Source organism: Bariatricus sp. HCP28S3_A4, assembly GCF_052066395.1.
Classification (GTDB): Bacteria; Bacillota; Clostridia; order Lachnospirales; family Lachnospiraceae; genus Allocoprococcus.
In genome coordinates this window covers 16,579-37,268 of record NZ_JBQHSE010000022.1, presented here as the reverse complement: position 1 = coordinate 37,268, position 20,690 = coordinate 16,579, and the positions used below count along the sequence as shown (strand labels likewise).

Sequence of the window (20,690 nt, the reverse complement as noted above, 5' to 3'; positions counted from 1 at the left end):
GGAAAGCAGAAGAAACAAGTTTGATAGTTAAAAAAGGGACGTAACACGCAATGATAATTCGTGTTACGTCCCTTTTGATATTTTGGATTATTCTATTGATCTGATGTGCCTGGGTCTGTTGGAGTGGTTGGATCCGTCGGAGTAGTAGGCTCTGTCGGAGTGGTAGGCTCTGTCGGAGTGGTAGGCTCTGTTGGGGTGGGCGTTCCACCGCCATTGCCGCTGCTATTTCCTCCATTTCCACTTCCATTTCCGCCGTTTCCGCTGTTTCCGCCGTTTCCGCTTCCTCCTCCATCATCCGGATTCTCAGAATCATCCGGTTCTTCGGGCTCTTCGGGTTCTACCGGCTCGTGTCCCGGACAAGTTTCCGTCGGATAAGTGCCCGGAGCAAACCATTCTGTCATGGAAGGACATTCATCAGATAAAGCAAGTAGTCCGGTCTCAGTACAGATGGTTCTTCTTACCAGAGAAGATGGCATTGTGAAATCTTTATAGGCCAGACCAAGGGCGCTGTTAATTCTATCCATAATATTGGACCAGATTCGCTCGTGGTAGTACCAGCTTGTGTCACTGAGCGATTGGTTGTTATCATATCCCATCCAGATGGAACAGGTATAATAAGGTGTATATCCGGCAAACCATAGATCCTTATTATCAGAAGTTGTACCGGATTTTCCGGCTGCCGGCATATTTTCAAGCTGGGCATACGGTGCTGCAGTACCCTTTGTTACAACATCTTCCATCGCGAGTGTCAGGAGGGCAGCAGTCGTATCTTTGATGATGGTTTTCGATTCGTTTTTGGTATTATCAATCAGCACATTACCGTCATGATCCAGTACTTTTGTGTAAAGAATCGGCTTATTATAGACGCCGCCGTTGGCGATTGCGGCATAAGCGGCGGTCAGTTCATAATTGTATACACCGTGTGATACACCACCAAGCGCAAGGGATTCTACCATATCCTTATCTTTCGAAAGAGTGGTGATACCGAATTTCTCTACATATTCATAGCCAAGTGAAACGGAAATTTCGTTGATCACTTTTACGGCGATAACGTTCATAGACTGTTCAATTGCTTTCCGAAGCGTTACCGCACCGCGGTAGGAATCGCCCCACCAGTTGTGAACCTGCTTGTCTGGATTGGATTGATAGTAATATGGCTCGTCCACTTCGACATCTGCAAGAGTCTTACCTGCACTGTCGAGGGCCGGTGCGTAAACAGCAAGAATCTTAAAGCAGGAACCGGCCTGACGAGTCGTGCCGTAAGCACGGTTCAGTCCACGGTTTGTGGTTTTCTCGCCACGCCCTCCGACCATTGCTTTAATATGACCGTTGCTTTGGTCAATGATACAGACAGAAGCCTGTGGCTGCGGAGCGAGATTCACGTATTCATCATAGGTATCTCCCTCCTGGGCGATGCTTGCCTTAAAAGCTTCGATGTGTTGGTAAGCTTCCTCTTTTGAACTATATAAATACTTGGAATCCACACCATTATATTGCTTTACATTTCCTAAGGAATAGTTTTCCTGTGTCTGCGCTTCATCTGCCCTGGTGACGGTCAATGCGTAGTCAAGATCCCAGGTCGTTTTCGATGGGAAATTGTCATCGTTGTTGAGCTCATCGTCACAGATTCCCTGAATCGTCAGATTCTGAGTTGTGTAAATGCTGAGACCGCCGCTGTAAATCGCGTTGTAAGCCTGAGTCTCTGTATAGCCGAGACCATCGGCGGAGGTCAAATCATCCATCAGCTGGTCGATCAGTGCATCAACAAAATAAGAAGTAACACGCGTTTCTTCCAAAACCTGGGTGTTCACCGTTTGAATTCGGGAGTAAACATCATCGGCCAGTGCCTCATCGTGTTCAGCTTGATCAATATACCCTTGTTCCAACATATCGTCCAGCACTTTCTTCCGACGTTCTGCATTTTTCTCTGGGTTCGTGATTGGGTTATAACCACCCGGACTCTTGGTAATTGCAGCAATCGTTGCGCATTCGGAAAGCGTTAGATCGGATACATCCTTGCCAAAATAACGTTTGGCTGCAGCTTGTACTCCCAATGTGTTCTGACCAAGGTTAATGGTATTGAGATAACTTTCAAGAATCTCTTCCTTACTCAGCTGCTTTTCAAGCTGCAGGGCAAGATACTGTTCCTGCAATTTACGTTCAACCTTTTCCAACTGACTTTCATTAATGAAGTCTGGAAATACATTGTTCTTAATAAGCTGCTGGGTAATTGTACTGGCTCCTTCCGAAAAATGTCCGCTTGTAAGTCCTACTACAGCAGCTCGAAGAATTCCCTGGGGGTCAATCCCGTTGTGCTGATAAAACCGGGAGTCTTCGACAGCAACAAATGCATGCTGAAGATCTTCCGGAATTTCATCGATTGTCACATAAACGCGGTTGGAACCGGCCTGCTTGAAATCTTCGATGATCGTTGCATTGTCATCCGCATAGGCAACAGAAGTATATCCCTCTGGTTTGATGCTGGAAGGAGTAATCTCCGGTGCATTATCAATGATTCGTTTTACCAGAAGCCCGGCACCTGCTGCGCCTGCGATACATACAACGGCAATACAGAGTAAAAAACCTTTAAATAGGCGCACACCTATTTTTTTCTTTCGCATATTTGCTTTGGAAGTAATATTTTTTTGCTTTTTAGAAGCGCTTCTTTTTCCATAATTCATGAACATTGCCTCCTTCATATTGATTTATTATAGCAAATATACCAATCTAAATAAAGCGAAAAATAAAAACTTCCTTATTACCTATGAGAAAATTAAGAAAAACTTCCGAATTCTTGTCGAATCGTGTTGATTTGTAATATTTTTGTAATTGTCTTGCATCTGGTAATCAGGATTTGTATACTTGTCATAGGAATTATAATTCGCAGATGAAGGGAAAGAATAAGGATGCTTAAGAAATATAGGACAGTGTTTGAAGGAAGCGAAGGCGAAATTACGGAAAAAAAGTCCAGATTTATTGCTACGGTTTTGCCGGTGCACAGTGAGGAAGAGGCGATTGGTTTTATCGAGCAGATGAGAAAGAAATACTGGAATGCAACGCATAACTGTTTTGCTTATGTGATCGGAGAACATTTCGAGATCCAACGGTGCAGTGATGATGGAGAACCTGGCGGAACAGCAGGGAAACCGATGCTGGATGTCCTGATGGGAGAAGAGCTTCATGATACGGCAGTCGTGGTGACACGGTATTTCGGTGGGACCCTTTTGGGAACCGGAGGTTTGGTGAGGGCTTATCAGGCCGCAACGAAAGCCGGTCTGTTGGCGAGCACTGTGATTACAAAATACCTTGGGAAAGAATATGTGATCGGGACAGATTATACGGGACTTGGAAAGATCCAGTACATTCTGGCACAACGTAAACTTTTTGTGCGAGATACGGAATATACGGACAGTGTTAAGATTCATGTTCTGATTCCGGAGGAGGAGGAACGGGAAGTGTTGGCTGAGATTACGGAAGGAACAAACGGACAGGCGAAGCTGGAATCCGGTGATATGTGTTATTTCGCGGATATTGACGGGAAGATTGAGATATTTCCGATTGGATAAAAAAGAGATTGAATAACGCTGCTTTGAAGTAAAATGCTGGTCACATAAGTGACCAGCATTCTTTATACTATATTCGATTATGTTTATTGAAATTCAGGTTCAATCAGTCCGTAAGTACCATTCTTTCTCTTATATACAACATTGACTTCATCAGTCTCTGCGTTGCTGAACACGTAGAAGTTGTGTCCGAGAAGTTCCATCTGGATGCAGGCATCTTCCGGGAACATCGGTTTGATTCCGAAGCGCTTTGTGCGGACGATCTGGATTTCTTCCGGATTCGGTTCGGCATTGGTCTCTTCATCGATGAATTCCTGGCGGAAGTCATGTCCACCCTGATGTTTGGCAATGAGTTTTGTTTTATACTTTCGAAGCTGGCGCTCGATAATCTCTTCTACTAAATCGATGGATACGTACATATCACTGCTTACCTGTTCAGAGCGGATAATGTTGCCCTTGACAGGGATTGTGACCTCGATTTTCTGACGTTCCTTTTCGACACTTAAGGTTACGATGATTTCTGTTTCAGGAGTAAAATACCTTTCAAGCTTCCCAAGCTTCTGTTCTACGGCCTGTCTGAGACCTGGTGTGATTTCGATGTTTCTTCCGCTAATGATAAATTTCATACAGCTCAACTCCTTTTGTTTGTATTTCCTATGCAGGGTGCCGGACGCACCTCATAAGAGCATTCCATAGAATAGAATCACTGTTCTATGAATCTATAAATATTATACTCTATTTCACTATGGACATGCAATGAAAAAAGAATAAATTTTGGCTTAATGAATGGAGCGGATTACTTCGACCCGGGATATATCGCCGTTATGCATCTTTGCCACACGGAGCCCAAAATTATCGAAATAGGTACATGCACCGACTCCAATCTCGGTCTGTTCTTCCTCAAATCGCTTATGGAGTACATCCCGAAGTGTCTGATTGTCCTCACATGGAATATGTACATGGATGATGGAGTTTACATGCTTTGCCTTTGAGGTAGCCCGGAAGATCACTCGCTCGGATTCATCGAATTCCACAAACAGGAATTTACGTGTTGCAAAGAGAATCGCGATGGAAATCACGCCGATCAGGGTGGCAACCGGATTAGAGTGTTCTACGATGATTTGTCGTGCAATGGCAAAAAGCAGAACTTCAAATACGGTTGAAGGTGTCTGCTGATAGAGCATTCGTATCATTTCGACACCAATGATCAGGCTCAGACAGTTTTCCAGAAGATCACTGTAGTTCGGATACATGTCAAAATTCGGGATATTTTTCAATGACATCGCGAGCTTTACAGCAACAAGTATAATGCTGACTGTAAGCACGACCGAGATGAAAATCTCCAGAAATGAAGACATTTTCCTTAAAATTGCGGTAGCATACTTTTTCATACATTTCCCCCTTATGAAATAAATTGATTGATAATTTCATTCTATCGAATAAACAAAGAACTGTAAAGGAGAATTTACTGGAAACTAGTCCGGTTCTTACTCTTTTACAGTTCTTTTATTTCTTTTATAAAAATTTCATTTTTCGACTGAATATCCAGGGATATACGAAAATCACCCAGAAAATGATAATGCCATACTGAATCATTTCGCCAATCAGAGTGCTCCCAAGAAGGATTTTCAACACCAGCTTCAAAACGACTGTCAGTGCAAGCCCGACCACATAGCGGAGCAGAAGTACGTTCCGGGAAGGGTTATTTGCCTTCGGGGAGAAGCGGAGCGTTTTATTTTCCAGATACCAGCCTGCGGCAAAGCCGAGTGCGGCGCCGGATGCTTTGAAACAATCGGTCACGTAACGATACTCGATCGTTTGGTTTCTATAAAGGTACGCGGACTGGATGCAGACCAGTGCGGCTGCCAATATAATGATCAGGGTGATGATACCGGTCCATTTCGAATTGGAAGTGAAGCGTTCCAGGTATTTCCGCGTAAACCAGGCAAAGAAGAGTGATATCACCATAGCAGTGATCACGTCCTTCGGCGTATGGCATCCCAGGTACATCCGTGAGAATCCGATCAGAAGAAATGTAAGCACGAAAATACATTTCCAGTACCATTTTTCGGCGTTGATGGCAAGTGTCGCAAAGAGGCTTGTTCCGCTCTGTGTGTGCCCGCTGGGAAAGGAGTACCCTGTGGCAGCCGGGATGGCACTTTCCACAGCTTTAAATTCCGGATCCAGTACCCAAGGACGCGGGATCCGGAACGTAATCTTCAGGCTTTGCACAAGAAGTCCTGCGCATAAATAGTTGAATCCGATCTGAACGGCCAGCTTCTTGTCGATGCACCAGTACAGTGCACAGATGACAGCGATGATGACCAGCTCCTGCGCGAGAAACGTGATGAGCTGGAAAATCGTGTCAAGAAGCGGGGTACGTATTCCGGAAAGTGTCCATAAAAAACTCATTAGCTGATTCCTCGTTTACGCATTTTAGGATCCAGGATCTTTTTGCGGATACGTAAGGATTTCGGAGTTACTTCCAGCAATTCGTCGGTATCGATGAAATCGAGGGCTTCTTCAAGACTCAGGACCTTAGGTGGTGTAAGTTTCAGTGCTTCGTCGGCGCTGGAAGAACGAGTATTTGTCAGATGCTTGGTCTTGCAGACGTTCAGCTCGATATCGTCAGTTTTGGCATTCTGACCGACAACCATACCGGCGTATACCTTTTCGCCCGGTCCGATAAACAGGGTACCGCGATCCTGTGCATTGAAAAGACCATATGCAACGGCTTCTCCTGTTTCAAATGCAATCAGAGAACCCTGATTTCTGTACTGGATGTCACCTTTATATGGGGCATAGCCGTCGAAGGCAGTATTCATGATTCCGTTTCCTTTGGTGTCGGTCAGAAAATCGCCGCGGTATCCGATGAGGCCGCGGGCAGGAATGGAGAATTCCATTCGGGTGTAACCGCCGTTGGACATACCCATATTGCGGAGTTCCCCCTTTCTCTGACTAAGCTTGTCGATAACGACTCCAGTGAACTCGTCCGGAACATCAATGTAAGCAAGCTCCATCGGTTCCAGCTTCTTGCCGTTTTCATCGGTCTTATATAATACTTCTGCCTTGCTGACTGCGAATTCATAGCCTTCACGGCGCATATTTTCGATGAGAACGGAAAGGTGAAGTTCACCTCTTCCGGAAACTTTGAAGCTGTCGGTATTCTCGGTCTCTTCCACACGCAGACTGACATCGGTATTCAGTTCCCGGAATAAACGTTCGCGAATGTGGCGGGAAGTCACAAATTTTCCTTCCTGACCGGCAAATGGACTGTCGTTTACGATGAACTGCATGGCGATGGTAGGTTCGGAGATTTTCTGGAATTCGATTGGCCTTGGCTGGTCGACAGAACAGATCGTATCACCGATGGAAATGTCTGCAATACCGGAAATTGCCACGATTGAGCCGATAGTCGCTTTTTTAACTTCTACTTTATTCAGTCCGTCAAACTCGTAGAGTTTGCTGATCTTCACTTTCTTCTGCTTGTCTGGGTCGTGATGGTTGACAACGATCACGTCCTGATTCACGGCGATGGTACCGTTGTCTACTTTGCCGACACCGATTCTTCCGACGTACTCGTTGTAATCGATGGTACTGATCAGTACCTGTGTGCCGGCATCCGGATCGCCCTCCGGTGCAGGAATATAATCCAGGATCATCTCAAAAAGAGGAGTCATATCCTTCGGTTCATCATCCTCATTGTAGGTGGCATATCCGTCTCTTGCAGATGCATAGATGAACGGACAGTCAAGCTGATCATCGGAAGCACCCAGATCAATCAGCAGTTCCAGTACTTCATCGATGACGCCATCCGGCCGTGCTTCGGGACGGTCAATCTTATTGATACAGACGATGACCGGAAGCTTCAGTGCCAGTGCTTTTTTCAGAACGAACTTGGTCTGAGGCATTGCTCCTTCAAATGCGTCAACAACAAGAATGACACCGTTGACCATTTTGAGAACTCGTTCCACTTCACCGCCGAAATCGGCATGGCCGGGTGTATCAATGATATTGATCTTTGTATTTTTATAGAAAACGGCTGTGTTTTTGGAAAGAATTGTGATGCCGCGCTCACGTTCGATATCGTTGGAGTCCATGACACGTTCGGCTACTTCCTGATTTGCACGGAATACGCCGCTCTGTTTCAAAAGTTCATCCACCAGTGTTGTTTTACCGTGGTCAACATGGGCGATGATTGCAATATTTCTAATGTCTTCACGCTTTGTATTCATGTTCTTTTACCCTTCTTCTTACCTATATAATGTTGTAACTTGTTTAGTTTATCACATTTCTGGAATTTTACAAGTACTATCAAAAATTTTCAATTTTTAGTTCTAAAACAAATGGGTGATTCATAGATATATAAATGTGTCCGGTGAAATGTGTGCGGTAAAATGCCAGCTATACCGGGAAAAAATGCTGCGGAAGTACGCCAACGAAAAGGAAGGAGATTTACGACGCTATGTCAGATAAGATTATTGAAAACAACCAGGTAACAATTATGGGGCAGGTTGCATCCGAATTTGAGTTCAGTCACGAGGTGTTTGGTGAAGGATTCTACATCGTGGAGGTATTGGTGAAAAGGCTCAGCAATTCCTGCGACCGTATTCCTCTGATGGTCTCAGAACGGCTGATCGATGTGACGCAGGACTATACAGGAGAATTTATTATGGCATCCGGTCAGTTCCGGTCCTACAACCGGCATGAGGAGCAGAAAAACCGTCTGGTATTATCCGTGTTTGTGCGGGAGATTTCCTTTATGGAAGAAGAGCCTGACGGCTCGAAAACGAACAGTATTCTGTTGGATGGATATATCTGTAAAGAGCCGATTTACAGGAAGACACCGCTGGGAAGAGAAATTGCAGATCTTCTGCTTGCGGTCAATAGACCATACGGAAAATCGGATTATATACCATGTATTTGCTGGGGAAGAAATGCAAGGTATGCATCCGGATTTGAAGTGGGAGAGCATGTGCAGGTTCTTGGCAGGATCCAGAGCAGGGAATATGTGAAGAAACTGTCTGAGACGGAGACGGAGAAAAGAGTTGCCTATGAGGTGTCTGTAAGTAAGCTGGAATGTATGGAATAGATGAATGCAGAGATATTTTGCTAAATCCTTTGATTGACAGTGCTTTTAAATAATGATAAACTGTGAATAGTCAAGAAAAGTAAGTCAGGAGGAATATTATGTCTATTTTTACCGGTTCTGGTGTAGCAATCGTAACACCATTTAATGATGATGAGAGTATTAATTACGATAAATTAGATGAACTGCTGGATTTTCACTGTAATCATAGAACAGATAGTATTATTATTTGTGGGACTACAGGAGAGTCTTCTACTTTGTCGGAAGAGGAGCATATGGACTGTATCCGTTTTACGATTGAACGTGTAAAAGGACGTGTTCCGGTCATTGCAGGAACAGGGTCCAACAGTACATATACAACGGTGCAGATGTCGAGAGAAGCGGTTGAAGACGGGGCGGACGGATTACTTCTGGTAACTCCGTATTATAATAAATGTACACAGGCAGGTCTGGTTGCACATTACACTCAGGTGGCAAAGGAGGCGAAAGCGCCGATCATTCTTTACAGTGTTGCAAGCCGTACCGGTGTAAATATCGCACCGGAGACTGCTGCAGAGCTTTACAAAACCGTTGATAACATTGTGGGAATCAAAGAAGCTTCGGGAAATATTTCGCAGATTGCGAAAGTTATGAATCTGACGGACGGTAAGATTGATCTGTATTCAGGAAATGATGACCAGATCGTTCCGATCCTTTCTCTCGGAGGAAAAGGTGTGATTTCTGTACTTGCCAATATTGCGCCGGACTATACACATGATATCTGTGAGAATTTCTTTAAAGGCAATGTGGCAGAAAGTTGCCGGATGCAGCTTGCTGCACTTCCACTGATCGAGAAGCTGTTTTGTGAAGTCAATCCGATTCCAGTAAAAAAGGCATTGAATCTGATGGGGCTGGAAGTGGGACCGCTTCGTATGCCACTCACGGAGATGACAGAAGCAAATACTGCAAAATTAGCTGAACAGATGAAGAAATTTGGAATTTCTGTACTTTAATTGGAAGTCAGTAATGGTAAAAATGGGATTGATAGGACAGGGCTTTGCTGCCGGAAGGTGGCACTGCCCTTTTGTTAAATAAAGATAATTGTGAAAAAAATTACGATGTTTATGAAAGAACCAAAGGAGGAATGGATTGATGGTAAGGGCAATTATGCATGGATGCAACGGAAAAATGGGACAGGTCATTACAGGACTTGTCAGGGATGATGAGCAGATTGAAATCGTAGCAGGAGTGGATGCGTATTTAGGAATTGAAAATACATATCCGACATTTAAGACTCTTGCAGAATGCGATGTGGAGGCGGATGTAGTCATCGATTTTTCCAATGCATCGGCTGTGAACGCACTTCTCGACGAGTGTGTTGCAAGAAAACTTCCGGTTGTACTCTGTACGACAGGGCTTTCCGAGGAACAGCTCGCAAAAGTAGACAAGGCATCGGAGTCAACAGCAGTGCTTCGGTCAGCGAACATGTCGCTGGGAATCAATTTGTTGATGAAATTATTGAAGGAAGCAGCGAAAGTCCTCTCACCGGCAGGGTTTGATATCGAACTGGTGGAAAAGCATCATAATCAGAAGGTGGACGCACCGAGCGGAACCGCGATTGCACTTGCAGATTCGATCAATGAAGCACTGGATGAAAAGTATACCTATAATTATGACAGAAGCAAGGAACGCAAAAAACGTGAAAAGAATGAGATCGGAATCGTGGCTGTGCGTGGCGGAACGATTGTGGGACAGCATGATGTCATCTTTGCGGGGGCGGATGAGGTCATTGAGTTCCAGCATACGGCTTACTCCAAAGCTGTTTTTGGGAAGGGCGCAGTGGAAGCTGCAAAGTTCCTTGCAGGGAAGCCGGCAGGTCATTATGATATGAGTGATGTGATTCAGTTTTAGAAAAAGAATATCAGGGAGAATATGAAAATGAGTGGATTAAAAGAAAAATATCTGGAACGTCTGGCGGAATTATTTCCTACCATTGCAGCTGCCTCAACCGAAATCATCAATCTTCAGGCGATTCTGAATCTTCCAAAGGGGACGGAGCATTTTATAACGGATGTGCATGGTGAATATGAGGCGTTCAATCATGTCCTCAAAAACGGATCGGGTTCTGTAAAGCGGAAGATCGATGATGTGTTTGCAAACACGATGAGTGCGAGAGATAAGCAGACACTGGCAACACTGATCTACTATCCACGGGAGAAGATGGAAAAGATCCGTGAGACAGAACCGAATATGGATGACTGGTATAAGATTACGCTCTACCGTTTGATCGAGATCAGTAAGAGAGCGGCAAGCAAGTATACCCGCTCCAAAGTGAGAAAGGCGCTTCCGAAGGATTTCTCTTATGTAATTGAAGAATTGATTACAGAAAAGCAGGGACTGGCAGATAAGGAATCTTATTATGCGTCCATTATCAGTACCATTATCCGCATCGGAAGAGCAGAGGAGTTTATTGTAGCACTTTGTGAACTGATTCAGAGGCTTGTTGTGGATCATCTTCATATTGTCGGTGATATTTACGACAGAGGTCCGGGACCGCATCTGATTATGGACAAGCTGATGGAACATCATTCGGTAGATATCCAGTGGGGGAATCATGACGTCCTCTGGATGGGAGCGGCAGCTGGGCAGAAATGCTGTATTGCAAATGTAATCCGAATCTGTGCAAGATACGGTAATCTGGATATCCTGGAAGATGGATATGGAATCAATTTACTTCCGCTTGCGACTTTTGCGTGGAAAAAATATGCGAAAGATCCGTGTGAGTGTTTTAAATTGAAAGGAAGCGGTGCCGACGGCGCTCAGGAAATGGAATTGAATATGAAGCTTCATAAAGCGATTTCAATTATTCAGTTCAAGATTGAAGGACAGATGTCTAAAGTATATCCGGAATTTGGATTTGAAAAACGGAATTTCCTGCATAAGATCAATTATGAAAAGGGAACGATTGTAATTGAAGATAAGGAATACACCATGCTGGATGATTATTTCCCGACGATCGATCCGGCTGACCCGTATGCGTTGTCGCCGGAAGAGGAGGAAATCATGGAACGTCTTGTTTCAGCTTTCCAGAACTGTGAGAAACTCCAGCGGCATATGCGATTTCTTCTTAGCAAAGGATCGCTGTACAAGATCTACAATTCAAATCTTCTGTATCATGGATGTGTGCCGCTTACAGAAGACGGAAATCTGAAAGAAGTAACGATTTATGGCAAGACCTATAAAGGAAAAGCGTTGTATGATTTTATGGATTCCTATGTGAGAAAAGGATTTTTTGCAATTGATCCGAAGGAACGTGCAAAAGGGCGGGATCTGATGTGGTATATCTGGCAGGGTGAGAATTCACCTTTGTTTGCAAAAGATAAGATGGCTACATTTGAACGGTATTTTCTGAATGAAGTAGAACTGCACAAGGAACATAAAAATCCGTATTATACATTCCTGGAAAATGAAGAAGTGATGGATCGTGTTCTCATGGAATTCGGTATGGATACAAAGAAATCGAGAATCATCAACGGTCACGTACCTGTGAAGACAAAGAATGGAGAAAATCCGGTGAAATGCGGAGGTAAGGTGATGGTTATCGACGGAGGATTTTCCAAGGCTTACCAGAAAGAGACCGGAATTGCAGGATATACGCTTATCTACAATTCTTATGGACTGATCCTTGCGGCACATGAGCCGTTTGAATCAACCGAGGCAGCTATTGAGAAGGAGCGTGATATTCATTCGGACAGTGTGATCATCAATCGTGTTGTTTCCAGAAAGACGGTCGGAGATACGGATGTGGGAAATAGTATCCGTGAGCGGATCGCCGATCTGGAGGAACTGCTTAAGGCATACCGCAGCGGTAAGATCATCGAAAAAATTTAAAATTATTTTTCATACATATTTTTTTCGCTTCTGTAAATAGTAGTAGTAACCTGAATTTTACATTTACAGAAAGGAAGAATTGAATATGAAGCTTTTTAAGAAAATACTACTGATTGGAATCTGCATATTTGCTATGGGATCTGTCACGGCCTGTGGAAACAACAATGCGACCGATGGAACCAACAATGAATTTGGCGATACGAATGGAAATGGAACCACAAACGGCAGTACTGACGGAACTGGAACGGGAAACGGGACGAATGTGAACGACGCGACCAGTGGAAACGCAGATAATCGTGACGGAAATAATCTTGTGAACGATGCGGCGGATGCGGTGGACGATGTGACAGACGGCGTAGCGAATGGTGTAAATGATGTGTTGGGAAACGATGGAAATAACAATACAACGAATAACACAACGAACAATACCAATAATACCAGCCGCAGCCAGTCGGACAATTCAGGAAAATAATAAGAGATGTCAGGAGAAAAGATTGTGCGAAAGTGCAGTCTTTTTTCCGTTTGGGAGTGGGAAAATTTTGAAAAAGCAGGATAAATAACAGATGGATGCTTGCAAGTTCAGAAGGGAAATGGTATATTCGCATAAGAACAATGTGCGGGTACAGCGTACAAGTGTACATATGACAGATGGGAAAGGAGCATAGAAACGATGAAGTTTCGGCCATGCATTGATATACATAACGGAGAAGTGAAACAGATCGTGGGAGGTAGTCTGAGGGACGAAGGAGATCAGGCGAAAACGAATTTTGTCTCACATTATGAGGCGGATCATTATGCAAGAATGTACCGGCGAGACGGATTAGAGGGAGGACATATTATTCTTCTGAATCCGCCGTCGTCGGAATATTATGAGAGGACCCGACAGCAGGCGATGAAAGCACTCGAGGCATATCCGGGCGGCCTTCAGATAGGAGGAGGCATCACTGCCGAGAATGCCCGGGAATATCTGGAGGCCGGTGCGAGCCATGTAATCGTAACGTCCTATGTGTTCCGTGATGGAGAAATCCGAAGGGATAATCTGAAAAAACTTGTGGATACAGTCGGAAAAGAGCAGGTGGTTCTGGATTTGAGCTGCCGGAAGAAAGAGGATGGATATTATATTGTGACGAACCGCTGGCAGAATTTTACAAATGTGAAGTTGTCCTGGGAAGTGCTGGATGAGCTTTCAGATTCTTGTGCAGAATTTCTTGTTCACGGTGTGGATGTGGAAGGAAAGGCTTCCGGTGTGGCGAAAGAGCTGGTCCGTCTTCTGGCAGAGTGGGACGGATGTCCTGTGACTTATGCGGGAGGAATCGGAAGCAGAGAGGATCTGGAGGAATTCCGATCTTTTAGCGGCGGAAAACTGGATTTCACGATCGGAAGTGCGTTGGATCTATTCGGTGGAAGTATCCCTTATGCGGATATGATAAGGTGTGAACTTTGAGAAAAGAGTTTGTGAACAGTTTATAAATAGATTGAAGTATAAGGAAAATAGTGATAAAATGAAAAACAGAGCTTTTTTTGTCCTTGAATCAGAAGTGAATTTAGCATAAGGAGTTATTAGAATGGGTATATTTGAAAAGATATTTGGTACACACAGTGAAAATGAATTAAAGCATATTTATCCGATTGTAGATCATATCGAAGCACTGGAACCGGAGATGCAGAAGCTGTCCGATGCAGAGCTGAAGGCGAAGACCCGCGAATTCCGGGAGAGACTGGGAAAAGGGGAGACGCTGGATGATATCCTGCCGGAGGCATTTGCCGTTGTACGTGAAGCATCTGTGAGAACATTGGGAATGCGTCATTACCGGGTGCAGCTGATTGGTGGTATTATCCTGCATCAGGGACGAATTGCCGAGATGAGAACCGGTGAAGGTAAGACCCTCGTGTCTACACTTCCGGCATACCTGAATGCGCTGACCGGAGAAGGGGTTCATATTGTCACGGTCAACGATTATCTGGCGAAGCGTGATGCCGAGTGGATGGGAAAAGTACATGAATTCCTGGGACTTACTGTCGGCGTGGTGCTGAATTCCATGGACAATAATGAAAGACGTGCAGCTTATAACTGTGATATTACTTATGTGACGAACAACGAACTGGGCTTTGATTATCTGAGAGATAATATGGTGATCTATAAAGAACAGCTCGTACAGCGTGGCATGAAATTTGCCATTATTGATGAGGTGGACTCGGTTCTGATCGATGAGGCAAGAACACCTCTGATCATTTCCGGTCAAAGCGGAAAGTCAACCCGGTTATACGAGGCGTGTGATACACTTGCCCGTCAGCTTCAGAAAGGTGAAGCGAGCGGTGAATTTTCCAAGATGAATGCCATCCTTGGTGAGGACATTGAAGAGACCGGTGATTTCATTGTGAATGAGAAAGAACGGAACGTCAACCTGACCGAAGAAGGTGTGAAGAAGGTTGAGAAGTTCTTCCATATTGAGAACCTTGCGGATCCGGAAAATCTGGAGATCCAGCACAACATTATTCTGGCACTTCGTGCACATTACATGATGTTCCGGGATCAGGATTATGTGGTAAAAGATAATGAAGTGTTGATCGTAGATGAGTTTACCGGACGTATTATGCCGGGACGCCGTTACTCAGACGGACTTCATCAGGCGATCGAAGCAAAAGAACATGTGAAAGTCAGAAGAGAGAGCAAGACACTGGCTACGATCACATTCCAGAATCTGTTTAATAAATATGAGAAGAAAAGTGGTATGACCGGTACCGCTCTTACAGAGGAAAAGGAATTCCGTGACATCTACGGACTGGATGTCATTGAAATCCCGACCAACCTCCCGGTTCAGAGAATTGATATGGAGGATGTGGTATACAAGACAAAGAGAGAAAAATTCAATGCAGTTATTGATGCGATCTGTGAGGCACATGCCAAAGGCCAGCCGGTTCTGGTGGGTACGATTACCATTGAGACATCCGAACTCCTCAGCAAGATGCTTTCTAAACGAGGTGTAAAGCATAATGTATTGAACGCAAAATTCCATGAAATGGAAGCAGAAATCGTTGCGCAGGCCGGACAACACGGAGCAGTAACGATCGCAACCAATATGGCCGGTCGTGGTACCGATATCAAGTTGGACGATGAAGCAAGAAAGGCGGGCGGGCTTAAGATCATCGGTACAGAGCGTCACGAGTCACGCCGTATTGATAATCAGTTGCGTGGGCGTGCCGGACGTCAGGGAGATCCGGGTGAATCCAGATTCTACATTTCGCTTGAAGATGATCTGATGCGTCTGTTCGGTTCTGAAAAGCTGATGGGCGTCTTCACCACGCTTGGTGTAGAAGAGGGTGAGCAGATTGAACATAAGATGCTTTCCAGTGCGATTGAAAAAGCACAGAAGAAGATTGAAAATAACAACTTCGGTATTCGTAAGAACCTGCTTGAATATGACCAGGTTATGAATGAACAGAGGGAGATCATTTACGAAGAAAGACGACGCGTTCTGGATGGAGAGAATATGCGCGATTCTATTTTCAATATGATCACCGATTTTGTTGAAAATACAGTAGATGCGAATATTTCCCCGGATCAGGATTATGAGGACTGGGATATCGGCACACTGAACAGAGAACTTCAGGATGTGATCCCGATGATCCAGACAGTTACAGAAGAAGACGTGAAGGGCAAAGAAATGAAGCAGCTTAAGCATCTTCTGAAAGAACGTGCAGCCAAGGCATACGAAGCGAAAGAAGCGGAATTCCCGGAAGCAGAACATCTTCGTGAAGTGGAGAGGGTATTCCTGCTCAGAGTCATTGATGCAAAATGGATGGATCATATTGATGATATGGATCAGCTTCGTCAGGGAATCGGTCTTCAGGCTTATGGACAGAGAGATCCACTGGTTGAATATAAGATGCTTGGATATGATATGTTTGGCGAGATGACAAGAGCGATCACAACAGATACGGTACGTCTGCTCTGCCATGTTAAGGTAGAACAGAAAGTCGAGAGAGAACAGGTTGCGAAAGTGACCGGAACGAATAAGGATGATTCTGTTGCAAAAGGGCCGAAGGTTCGGACAGAGAAGAAGATTTATCCGAATGATCCGTGCCCGTGTGGAAGCGGTAAGAAATATAAACAGTGCTGTGGAAGAAAATAGAAGACGTGGCATGAACATATAGAATAGAGGTGAAATTGTGGTTGAATTAGACGGATTTAAAACCGTATTAAATGCGTATGAGGAACCGCTGAAGGAAATGAGGGATTCACTTTGACCTGCCTGGAAAGAAGCAGAGGGTCGAAGAACTGGAACGAAAGATAGAAGAACCGGGGTTCTGGGATCATGCAGAAGAGTCTCAGAAGGTTATGAAAGAATTGAAATCACTCCAGGAATTTGTCAAAGAAGCAGAAGCGATGTCGGCATCTTATGATGACATTGTCATGCTGATGGAAATGGCAGACGAAGAGGAGGATGCCGAGATGATTCCTGTGATCCGGAAAGATCTGGAAGCGTTTGAAAAAGGATTTGAAGCATTTCGGATCCGGACGCTGCTGTCCGGAGAATATGACCGCTGCAATGCGATCGTGACACTGCATGCGGGAGCCGGCGGAACAGACAGCTGTGACTGGGCAAATATGATGTACAGAATGTATACCCGATATGCTCAGGACAAGGGGTTCAGCATCACGGTATTGGATTATCAGGACGGTGATATTACCGGATTAAAGGGTATTACGTTTGAGGTGAATGGCGAAAATGCTTATGGGTATTTTCAATCGGAGAAAGGGGTACACCGTCTGGTGAGAATTTCTCCTTTCAATTCTGCGGGCAAAAGACAGACTTCTTTTGCATCCTGCGATGTGATACCGGATATTGAAGATGATATAGATATTGAGATCAATGATGATGATTTAAAGATCGATACCTACCGTTCGAGCGGTGCGGGTGGACAGCATATCAATAAGACATCATCGGCTGTGAGAATCACACATCTTCCGACAGGAATCGTGGTTCAGTGTCAGAATGAGAGATCACAGCTTTTCAATAAGGACAAAGCCATGCAGATGTTAAAGGCAAAACTGTATCTGTTGAAAAAGCAGGAGCAGGAAGAGAAAATGTCTGACATCCGGGGAGAAGTAAGAGACATTAATTTCGGAAGTCAGATACGGTCATATATTATGCAGCCGTACACACTTGTGAAAGATCACAGGACCGGAGAAGAAAACGGAAATGTAAATGCAGTCCTTGACGGAGAACTTGATCCGTTTATCAATGCATATCTGAAGCAAAGGAGCAATCATGGATAAGACAAAATACTTTGTGGTGAAGAAAAAAGCAATTCCGGAAGTCCTTCTGAAAGTGGTGGAGACCAAACGACTTCTCGCCACGAATCGGGGAATGACCATTCAGGAGGCCACCGATGAGATCGGAATCAGCAGGAGCTCATTTTATAAGTACAAAGATGATATTTTTCCCTTTCATGAGAATGAAAAGGGCCAGACGGTCACGATGGTCATCCAGCTTGATGATACACCGGGGGTAATGGCGGAACTGCTTCAGAAGGTGGCAGAGTATAAAGCGAATATCCTGACGATTCATCAGAGTATTCCGATCAACGGGGTGGCGACAATTACGCTCAGCGTGGAGGTGCTGGCCGGTACCGGTAATATGTCGGACATGGTGGATGAGCTGGAACAGCACGAAGGCGTGCATTATTTGAAAATTGTTGGCAGGGAGTAGAGTGGATATGAAAATAGCAGTATTAGGTTATGGTACTGTCGGCTCAGGCGTTGTGGAAGTCCTGGAAGTGAACCGGGATCTGATCACCAGGAGAGCAGGCAGAGAGATTGATGTGAAATATGTCCTGGATCTCAGGGATTTCCCGGGACAGAAGATTCAGGAAAAAATCATACATGATTACAATGTAATCCTGAATGATCCGGAAATTGAGATTGTTGTGGAAGTGATGGGAGGAGTGGAACCTGCCAATACATTTGTAAGCAAGGCTCTTCAGGCCCAAAAGAGTGTCGTTACTTCAAACAAAGCTTTAGTGGCAAAGCATGGAGCGGAGCTTCTCGCCACAGCGCGTAAGAATCATGTTAATTTCCTTTTTGAGGCAAGTGTAGGAGGCGGTATTCCGATCCTAAGAGCGCTCGGATCCTCACTTACAGCTGATGAGATTGAAGAAATTGCAGGAATCTTAAATGGTACGACTAACTATATGATGACTAAGATGTTCTACGAGGGAGCCGATTATGAAACTGTTCTTAAAGAAGCTCAGGCAAATGGATATGCAGAGGCAGATCCAACCGCTGATGTAGAAGGGTACGATGCATGCCGTAAGATTGCGATCCTGTCTTCCATTATTTCCGGGAAACAGGTTGATTTTGAAGAGATTTACACAGAAGGAATCAGCAAGATTACAGTGGAAGATATGCTGTATGCAAAGGCAATGAAAATGACGATCAAGCTGATTGCGGAATGCAAGAGAGAAGGAGACCGTTTGTCGGCATGTGTGGCACCGGTGATGCTTCCGGCAGAGCATCCGCTTTACAGTGTGAATGATGTGTTTAATGCTGTATTTGTAAAAGGTAATATGCTTGGAGATGCGATGTTCTACGGTAGCGGCGCAGGAAAGCTCCCAACAGCAAGTGCAGTAGTTGCGGATGTGATTGCGGCTGCTTTGAACCAGGATAAGGATGTGATGAACTTCTGGACCGGAGAGAAGCTTGAGCTTGAAGACCGCAGGGATACATCCAGAAGATTTCTTGTAAGAATGGCAGGAAATAAAGAGGAGCTTCAGAATCGAATCCTGGCAGATTTCGGTGATGTAACTTTTGTACAGCCGGAAGGCCTGACAGGTGAGTTTGGAGTTGTGACACCGGTTATGACAGAAGGATGCTATGAGAGGAAAGCAGATTCTTATGAAGAAATTCTGCATATGATACGAGTAGGAGAATAAGACAACTTTGGAGAGGTGGGCTAGATATGAAATACGTGATTGTATTAGGTGATGGTATGGCGGGTGAACCGCTGGAAGAACTGCAGCAGAAAACGACGCTGGAAGCTGCGAGAACGCCGAGAATGGACGCGCTTGCGCCGAAGTCCGAGCAGGGGATTGCGAGAATGGTTCCGGTTGGAATGGCACCCGGAAGCGATACGGCGAATCTTGCAGTGGCGGGATATGACCCGAGGAAATATTACACAGGCAGATCGCCGCTGGAAGCACTCAGCATTGGCGTGGACATGGAGCCGGATGATGTGGCGTTCCGCTGTAATCTTGTAACACTTTCCGAGGAGGATACCGAATACGAGAATCGTACCATTCTGGATCACAGCTCCGATGAGATCAGTACGGCCGATGCGGCCATCCTTCTGGAGGCTGTAAAGGAAGGGCTGAAAAAAGAAGGGTTTGAATTCTATGTCGGAACCAGCTATCGTCATCTGCTGATCTGGAAGCAGGGCAGAGTTGTGGAACTCACTCCGCCACATGATGTGTTGACCAGAAAGATCGGCGAGTATCTTCCGAAAGAAGAGATCCTCCGTGAAATGATGAAGAAAAGTTATGACATTCTGGAAAACCATCCGTTGAATGTGGAACGCAGAAAGAGAGGGCTGAACCCGGCCAACTCTGCCTGGTTCTGGGGAGCAGGAACACGTCCGGCGCTGACTTCTTTCGAAGGAAAGACCGGTAAAAAAGGCGTGATGATCTCTGCGGTGGATCTGTTGAAAGGAATTGCCGTGGGTGCCGGTATGGACCGTGTCATTGTAGAAGGTGCGAACGGCGGTCTGAACACGAATTATGTGGGTAAAGCGCAGGCAGCGGTGAAGGCACTTACAGAAGATGGATATGATTTCGCTTATGTTCATGTGGAAGCCCCGGATGAAATGGGACACCAGGGCAGCATGGAGAAAAAGATCCAGTCCATTGAAAATCTGGATCAGAACGTCATTGATGTAATCGTAAGAGGGCTTGAAAAAGCCGGAGAAGATTTCCGTCTGTTGATTCTCCCGGATCATCCGACACCGATCCGAGTTCGGACACACACAGGAGATCCGGTTCCGTATTTGCTATATGACAGCACGAAAGAAGTAAACGGATTGGATACATATAATGAGAAGAATGCCAGGGTAAGTGGAATCGTATGGGAAGAAGGTTTCCGGCTGATCGATCACTTGCTGGGAGAGTAGGAG

Annotated in this window: 17 protein-coding genes; 12 read left to right on the top strand and 5 right to left on the bottom strand. The window is 45.0% G+C overall.

Annotated features, from left to right (window positions below):
* Window positions 1-92: 92 nt before the first annotated feature.
* Window positions 93-2,681 carry a transglycosylase domain-containing protein gene (locus ACTNBF_RS11470; RefSeq protein ID WP_441089304.1) on the bottom strand — a complete coding sequence of 863 codons (2,589 nt, stop codon included), beginning with the start codon at window positions 2,679-2,681 and terminating at the stop codon, window positions 93-95.
* A gap of 225 nt (window positions 2,682-2,906) precedes the next feature.
* Here ACTNBF_RS11470 and ACTNBF_RS11465 point away from each other — a divergent pair, with 225 nt between their 5' ends.
* On the top strand, window positions 2,907-3,566 hold the full coding sequence (locus ACTNBF_RS11465; RefSeq protein WP_441089303.1) for a YigZ family protein: 660 nt from the start codon (window positions 2,907-2,909) through the stop codon (window positions 3,564-3,566).
* An 83-nt stretch (window positions 3,567-3,649) separates the two neighbouring features.
* Here the strand turns inward: ACTNBF_RS11465 and hpf are convergent, their stop codons facing one another.
* The 4 genes from hpf to typA all read right to left on the bottom strand — a co-directional run bounded on the left by hpf (window position 3,650) and on the right by typA (window position 7,798).
* On the bottom strand, window positions 3,650-4,189 hold the full coding sequence (gene hpf / locus ACTNBF_RS11460) for a ribosome hibernation-promoting factor, HPF/YfiA family (RefSeq protein WP_427807392.1): 540 nt from the start codon (window positions 4,187-4,189) through the stop codon (window positions 3,650-3,652).
* Between the two features lie 153 nt (window positions 4,190-4,342).
* A complete protein-coding gene (locus tag ACTNBF_RS11455) occupies window positions 4,343-4,954 on the bottom strand; it encodes a transporter (RefSeq protein WP_427820216.1) in 612 nt (203 codons plus the stop codon).
* A gap of 124 nt (window positions 4,955-5,078) precedes the next feature.
* A complete protein-coding gene (locus ACTNBF_RS11450; protein ID WP_427807388.1) occupies window positions 5,079-5,975 on the bottom strand; it encodes a phosphatase PAP2 family protein in 897 nt (298 codons plus the stop codon).
* Window positions 5,975-7,798 carry a translational GTPase TypA gene (gene typA, locus ACTNBF_RS11445; RefSeq protein WP_441089302.1) on the bottom strand — a complete coding sequence of 608 codons (1,824 nt, stop codon included), beginning with the start codon at window positions 7,796-7,798 and terminating at the stop codon, window positions 5,975-5,977. Before typA ends, ACTNBF_RS11450 begins: the two co-directional genes overlap by 1 nt.
* Window positions 7,799-8,028: 230 nt before the next feature.
* Between typA and ACTNBF_RS11440 the strand changes: the two genes are divergently transcribed.
* From ACTNBF_RS11440 to ACTNBF_RS11390, 11 genes are all read left to right on the top strand, one after another.
* Window positions 8,029-8,655 (top strand): single-stranded DNA-binding protein, encoded by a 627-nt coding sequence (locus ACTNBF_RS11440; protein WP_427807385.1) that lies wholly within the window; start codon window positions 8,029-8,031, stop codon window positions 8,653-8,655.
* 98 nt (window positions 8,656-8,753) lie between these two features.
* Window positions 8,754-9,644, top strand: a complete 891-nt coding sequence (gene dapA, locus ACTNBF_RS11435) for a 4-hydroxy-tetrahydrodipicolinate synthase (RefSeq protein ID WP_427807383.1) — start codon at window positions 8,754-8,756, stop codon at window positions 9,642-9,644.
* 139 nt (window positions 9,645-9,783) lie between these two features.
* Complete coding sequence (gene dapB / locus ACTNBF_RS11430) at window positions 9,784-10,542, top strand: 4-hydroxy-tetrahydrodipicolinate reductase (RefSeq protein ID WP_427807381.1); 759 nt, start codon at window positions 9,784-9,786, stop codon at window positions 10,540-10,542.
* Window positions 10,543-10,569: 27 nt separating this feature from the next.
* Window positions 10,570-12,522, top strand: a complete 1,953-nt coding sequence (locus ACTNBF_RS11425) for a fructose-1,6-bisphosphatase (RefSeq protein WP_427807379.1) — start codon at window positions 10,570-10,572, stop codon at window positions 12,520-12,522.
* 85 nt (window positions 12,523-12,607) lie between these two features.
* Window positions 12,608-12,994 (top strand): hypothetical protein, encoded by a 387-nt coding sequence (locus ACTNBF_RS11420; RefSeq protein ID WP_427807377.1) that lies wholly within the window; start codon window positions 12,608-12,610, stop codon window positions 12,992-12,994.
* A gap of 198 nt (window positions 12,995-13,192) precedes the next feature.
* Window positions 13,193-13,966 (top strand): phosphoribosylformimino-5-aminoimidazole carboxamide ribotide isomerase, encoded by a 774-nt coding sequence (gene hisA, locus ACTNBF_RS11415; protein ID WP_441089301.1) that lies wholly within the window; start codon window positions 13,193-13,195, stop codon window positions 13,964-13,966.
* A 121-nt stretch (window positions 13,967-14,087) separates the two neighbouring features.
* Window positions 14,088-16,655, top strand: coding sequence for a preprotein translocase subunit SecA (secA, locus tag ACTNBF_RS11410; protein ID WP_427820212.1), 2,568 nt, complete (start codon window positions 14,088-14,090; stop codon window positions 16,653-16,655).
* A 37-nt stretch (window positions 16,656-16,692) separates the two neighbouring features.
* A protein-coding gene (gene prfB, locus ACTNBF_RS11405) for a peptide chain release factor 2 (RefSeq protein WP_427807372.1) occupies window positions 16,693-17,803 on the top strand; the annotation gives its coding sequence in 2 pieces (ribosomal slippage) (window positions 16,693-16,767 and window positions 16,769-17,803; 1,110 coding nt in all).
* Window positions 17,793-18,236, top strand: coding sequence for an ACT domain-containing protein (locus ACTNBF_RS11400; RefSeq protein ID WP_427807455.1), 444 nt, complete (start codon window positions 17,793-17,795; stop codon window positions 18,234-18,236). The genes prfB and ACTNBF_RS11400 overlap by 11 nt, the downstream gene beginning before the upstream one ends.
* Window positions 18,237-18,243: 7 nt before the next feature.
* Window positions 18,244-19,458, top strand: coding sequence for a homoserine dehydrogenase (locus ACTNBF_RS11395; protein ID WP_441089300.1), 1,215 nt, complete (start codon window positions 18,244-18,246; stop codon window positions 19,456-19,458).
* 26 nt (window positions 19,459-19,484) lie between these two features.
* Window positions 19,485-20,687, top strand: a complete 1,203-nt coding sequence (locus ACTNBF_RS11390; RefSeq protein WP_427807369.1) for a cofactor-independent phosphoglycerate mutase — start codon at window positions 19,485-19,487, stop codon at window positions 20,685-20,687.
* Window positions 20,688-20,690: the final 3 nt, after the last annotated feature.

Bases quoted from the DNA above. Each gene is read 5' to 3' on its own strand.
- ACTNBF_RS11450 (WP_427807388.1), bottom strand. From the start codon at position 5,975: ATGAGTTTTTTATGGACACTTTCCGGAATACGTACCCCGCTTCTTGAC.
- ACTNBF_RS11465 (WP_441089303.1), top strand. From the start codon at position 2,907: ATGCTTAAGAAATATAGGACAGTGTTTGAAGGAAGCGAAGGCGAAATT.
- ACTNBF_RS11455 (WP_427820216.1), bottom strand. From the start codon at position 4,954: ATGAAAAAGTATGCTACCGCAATTTTAAGGAAAATGTCTTCATTTCTG.
- ACTNBF_RS11395 (WP_441089300.1), top strand. From the start codon at position 18,244: ATGAAAATAGCAGTATTAGGTTATGGTACTGTCGGCTCAGGCGTTGTG.
- hpf (WP_427807392.1), bottom strand. From the start codon at position 4,189: ATGAAATTTATCATTAGCGGAAGAAACATCGAAATCACACCAGGTCTC.
- hisA (WP_441089301.1), top strand. From the start codon at position 13,193: ATGAAGTTTCGGCCATGCATTGATATACATAACGGAGAAGTGAAACAG.
- ACTNBF_RS11425 (WP_427807379.1), top strand. From the start codon at position 10,570: ATGAGTGGATTAAAAGAAAAATATCTGGAACGTCTGGCGGAATTATTT.
- typA (WP_441089302.1), bottom strand. From the start codon at position 7,798: ATGAATACAAAGCGTGAAGACATTAGAAATATTGCAATCATCGCCCAT.
- secA (WP_427820212.1), top strand. From the start codon at position 14,088: ATGGGTATATTTGAAAAGATATTTGGTACACACAGTGAAAATGAATTA.
- dapA (WP_427807383.1), top strand. From the start codon at position 8,754: ATGTCTATTTTTACCGGTTCTGGTGTAGCAATCGTAACACCATTTAAT.
- ACTNBF_RS11440 (WP_427807385.1), top strand. From the start codon at position 8,029: ATGTCAGATAAGATTATTGAAAACAACCAGGTAACAATTATGGGGCAG.
- ACTNBF_RS11470 (WP_441089304.1), bottom strand. From the start codon at position 2,681: ATGAATTATGGAAAAAGAAGCGCTTCTAAAAAGCAAAAAAATATTACT.
- dapB (WP_427807381.1), top strand. From the start codon at position 9,784: ATGGTAAGGGCAATTATGCATGGATGCAACGGAAAAATGGGACAGGTC.
- ACTNBF_RS11420 (WP_427807377.1), top strand. From the start codon at position 12,608: ATGAAGCTTTTTAAGAAAATACTACTGATTGGAATCTGCATATTTGCT.
- ACTNBF_RS11390 (WP_427807369.1), top strand. From the start codon at position 19,485: ATGAAATACGTGATTGTATTAGGTGATGGTATGGCGGGTGAACCGCTG.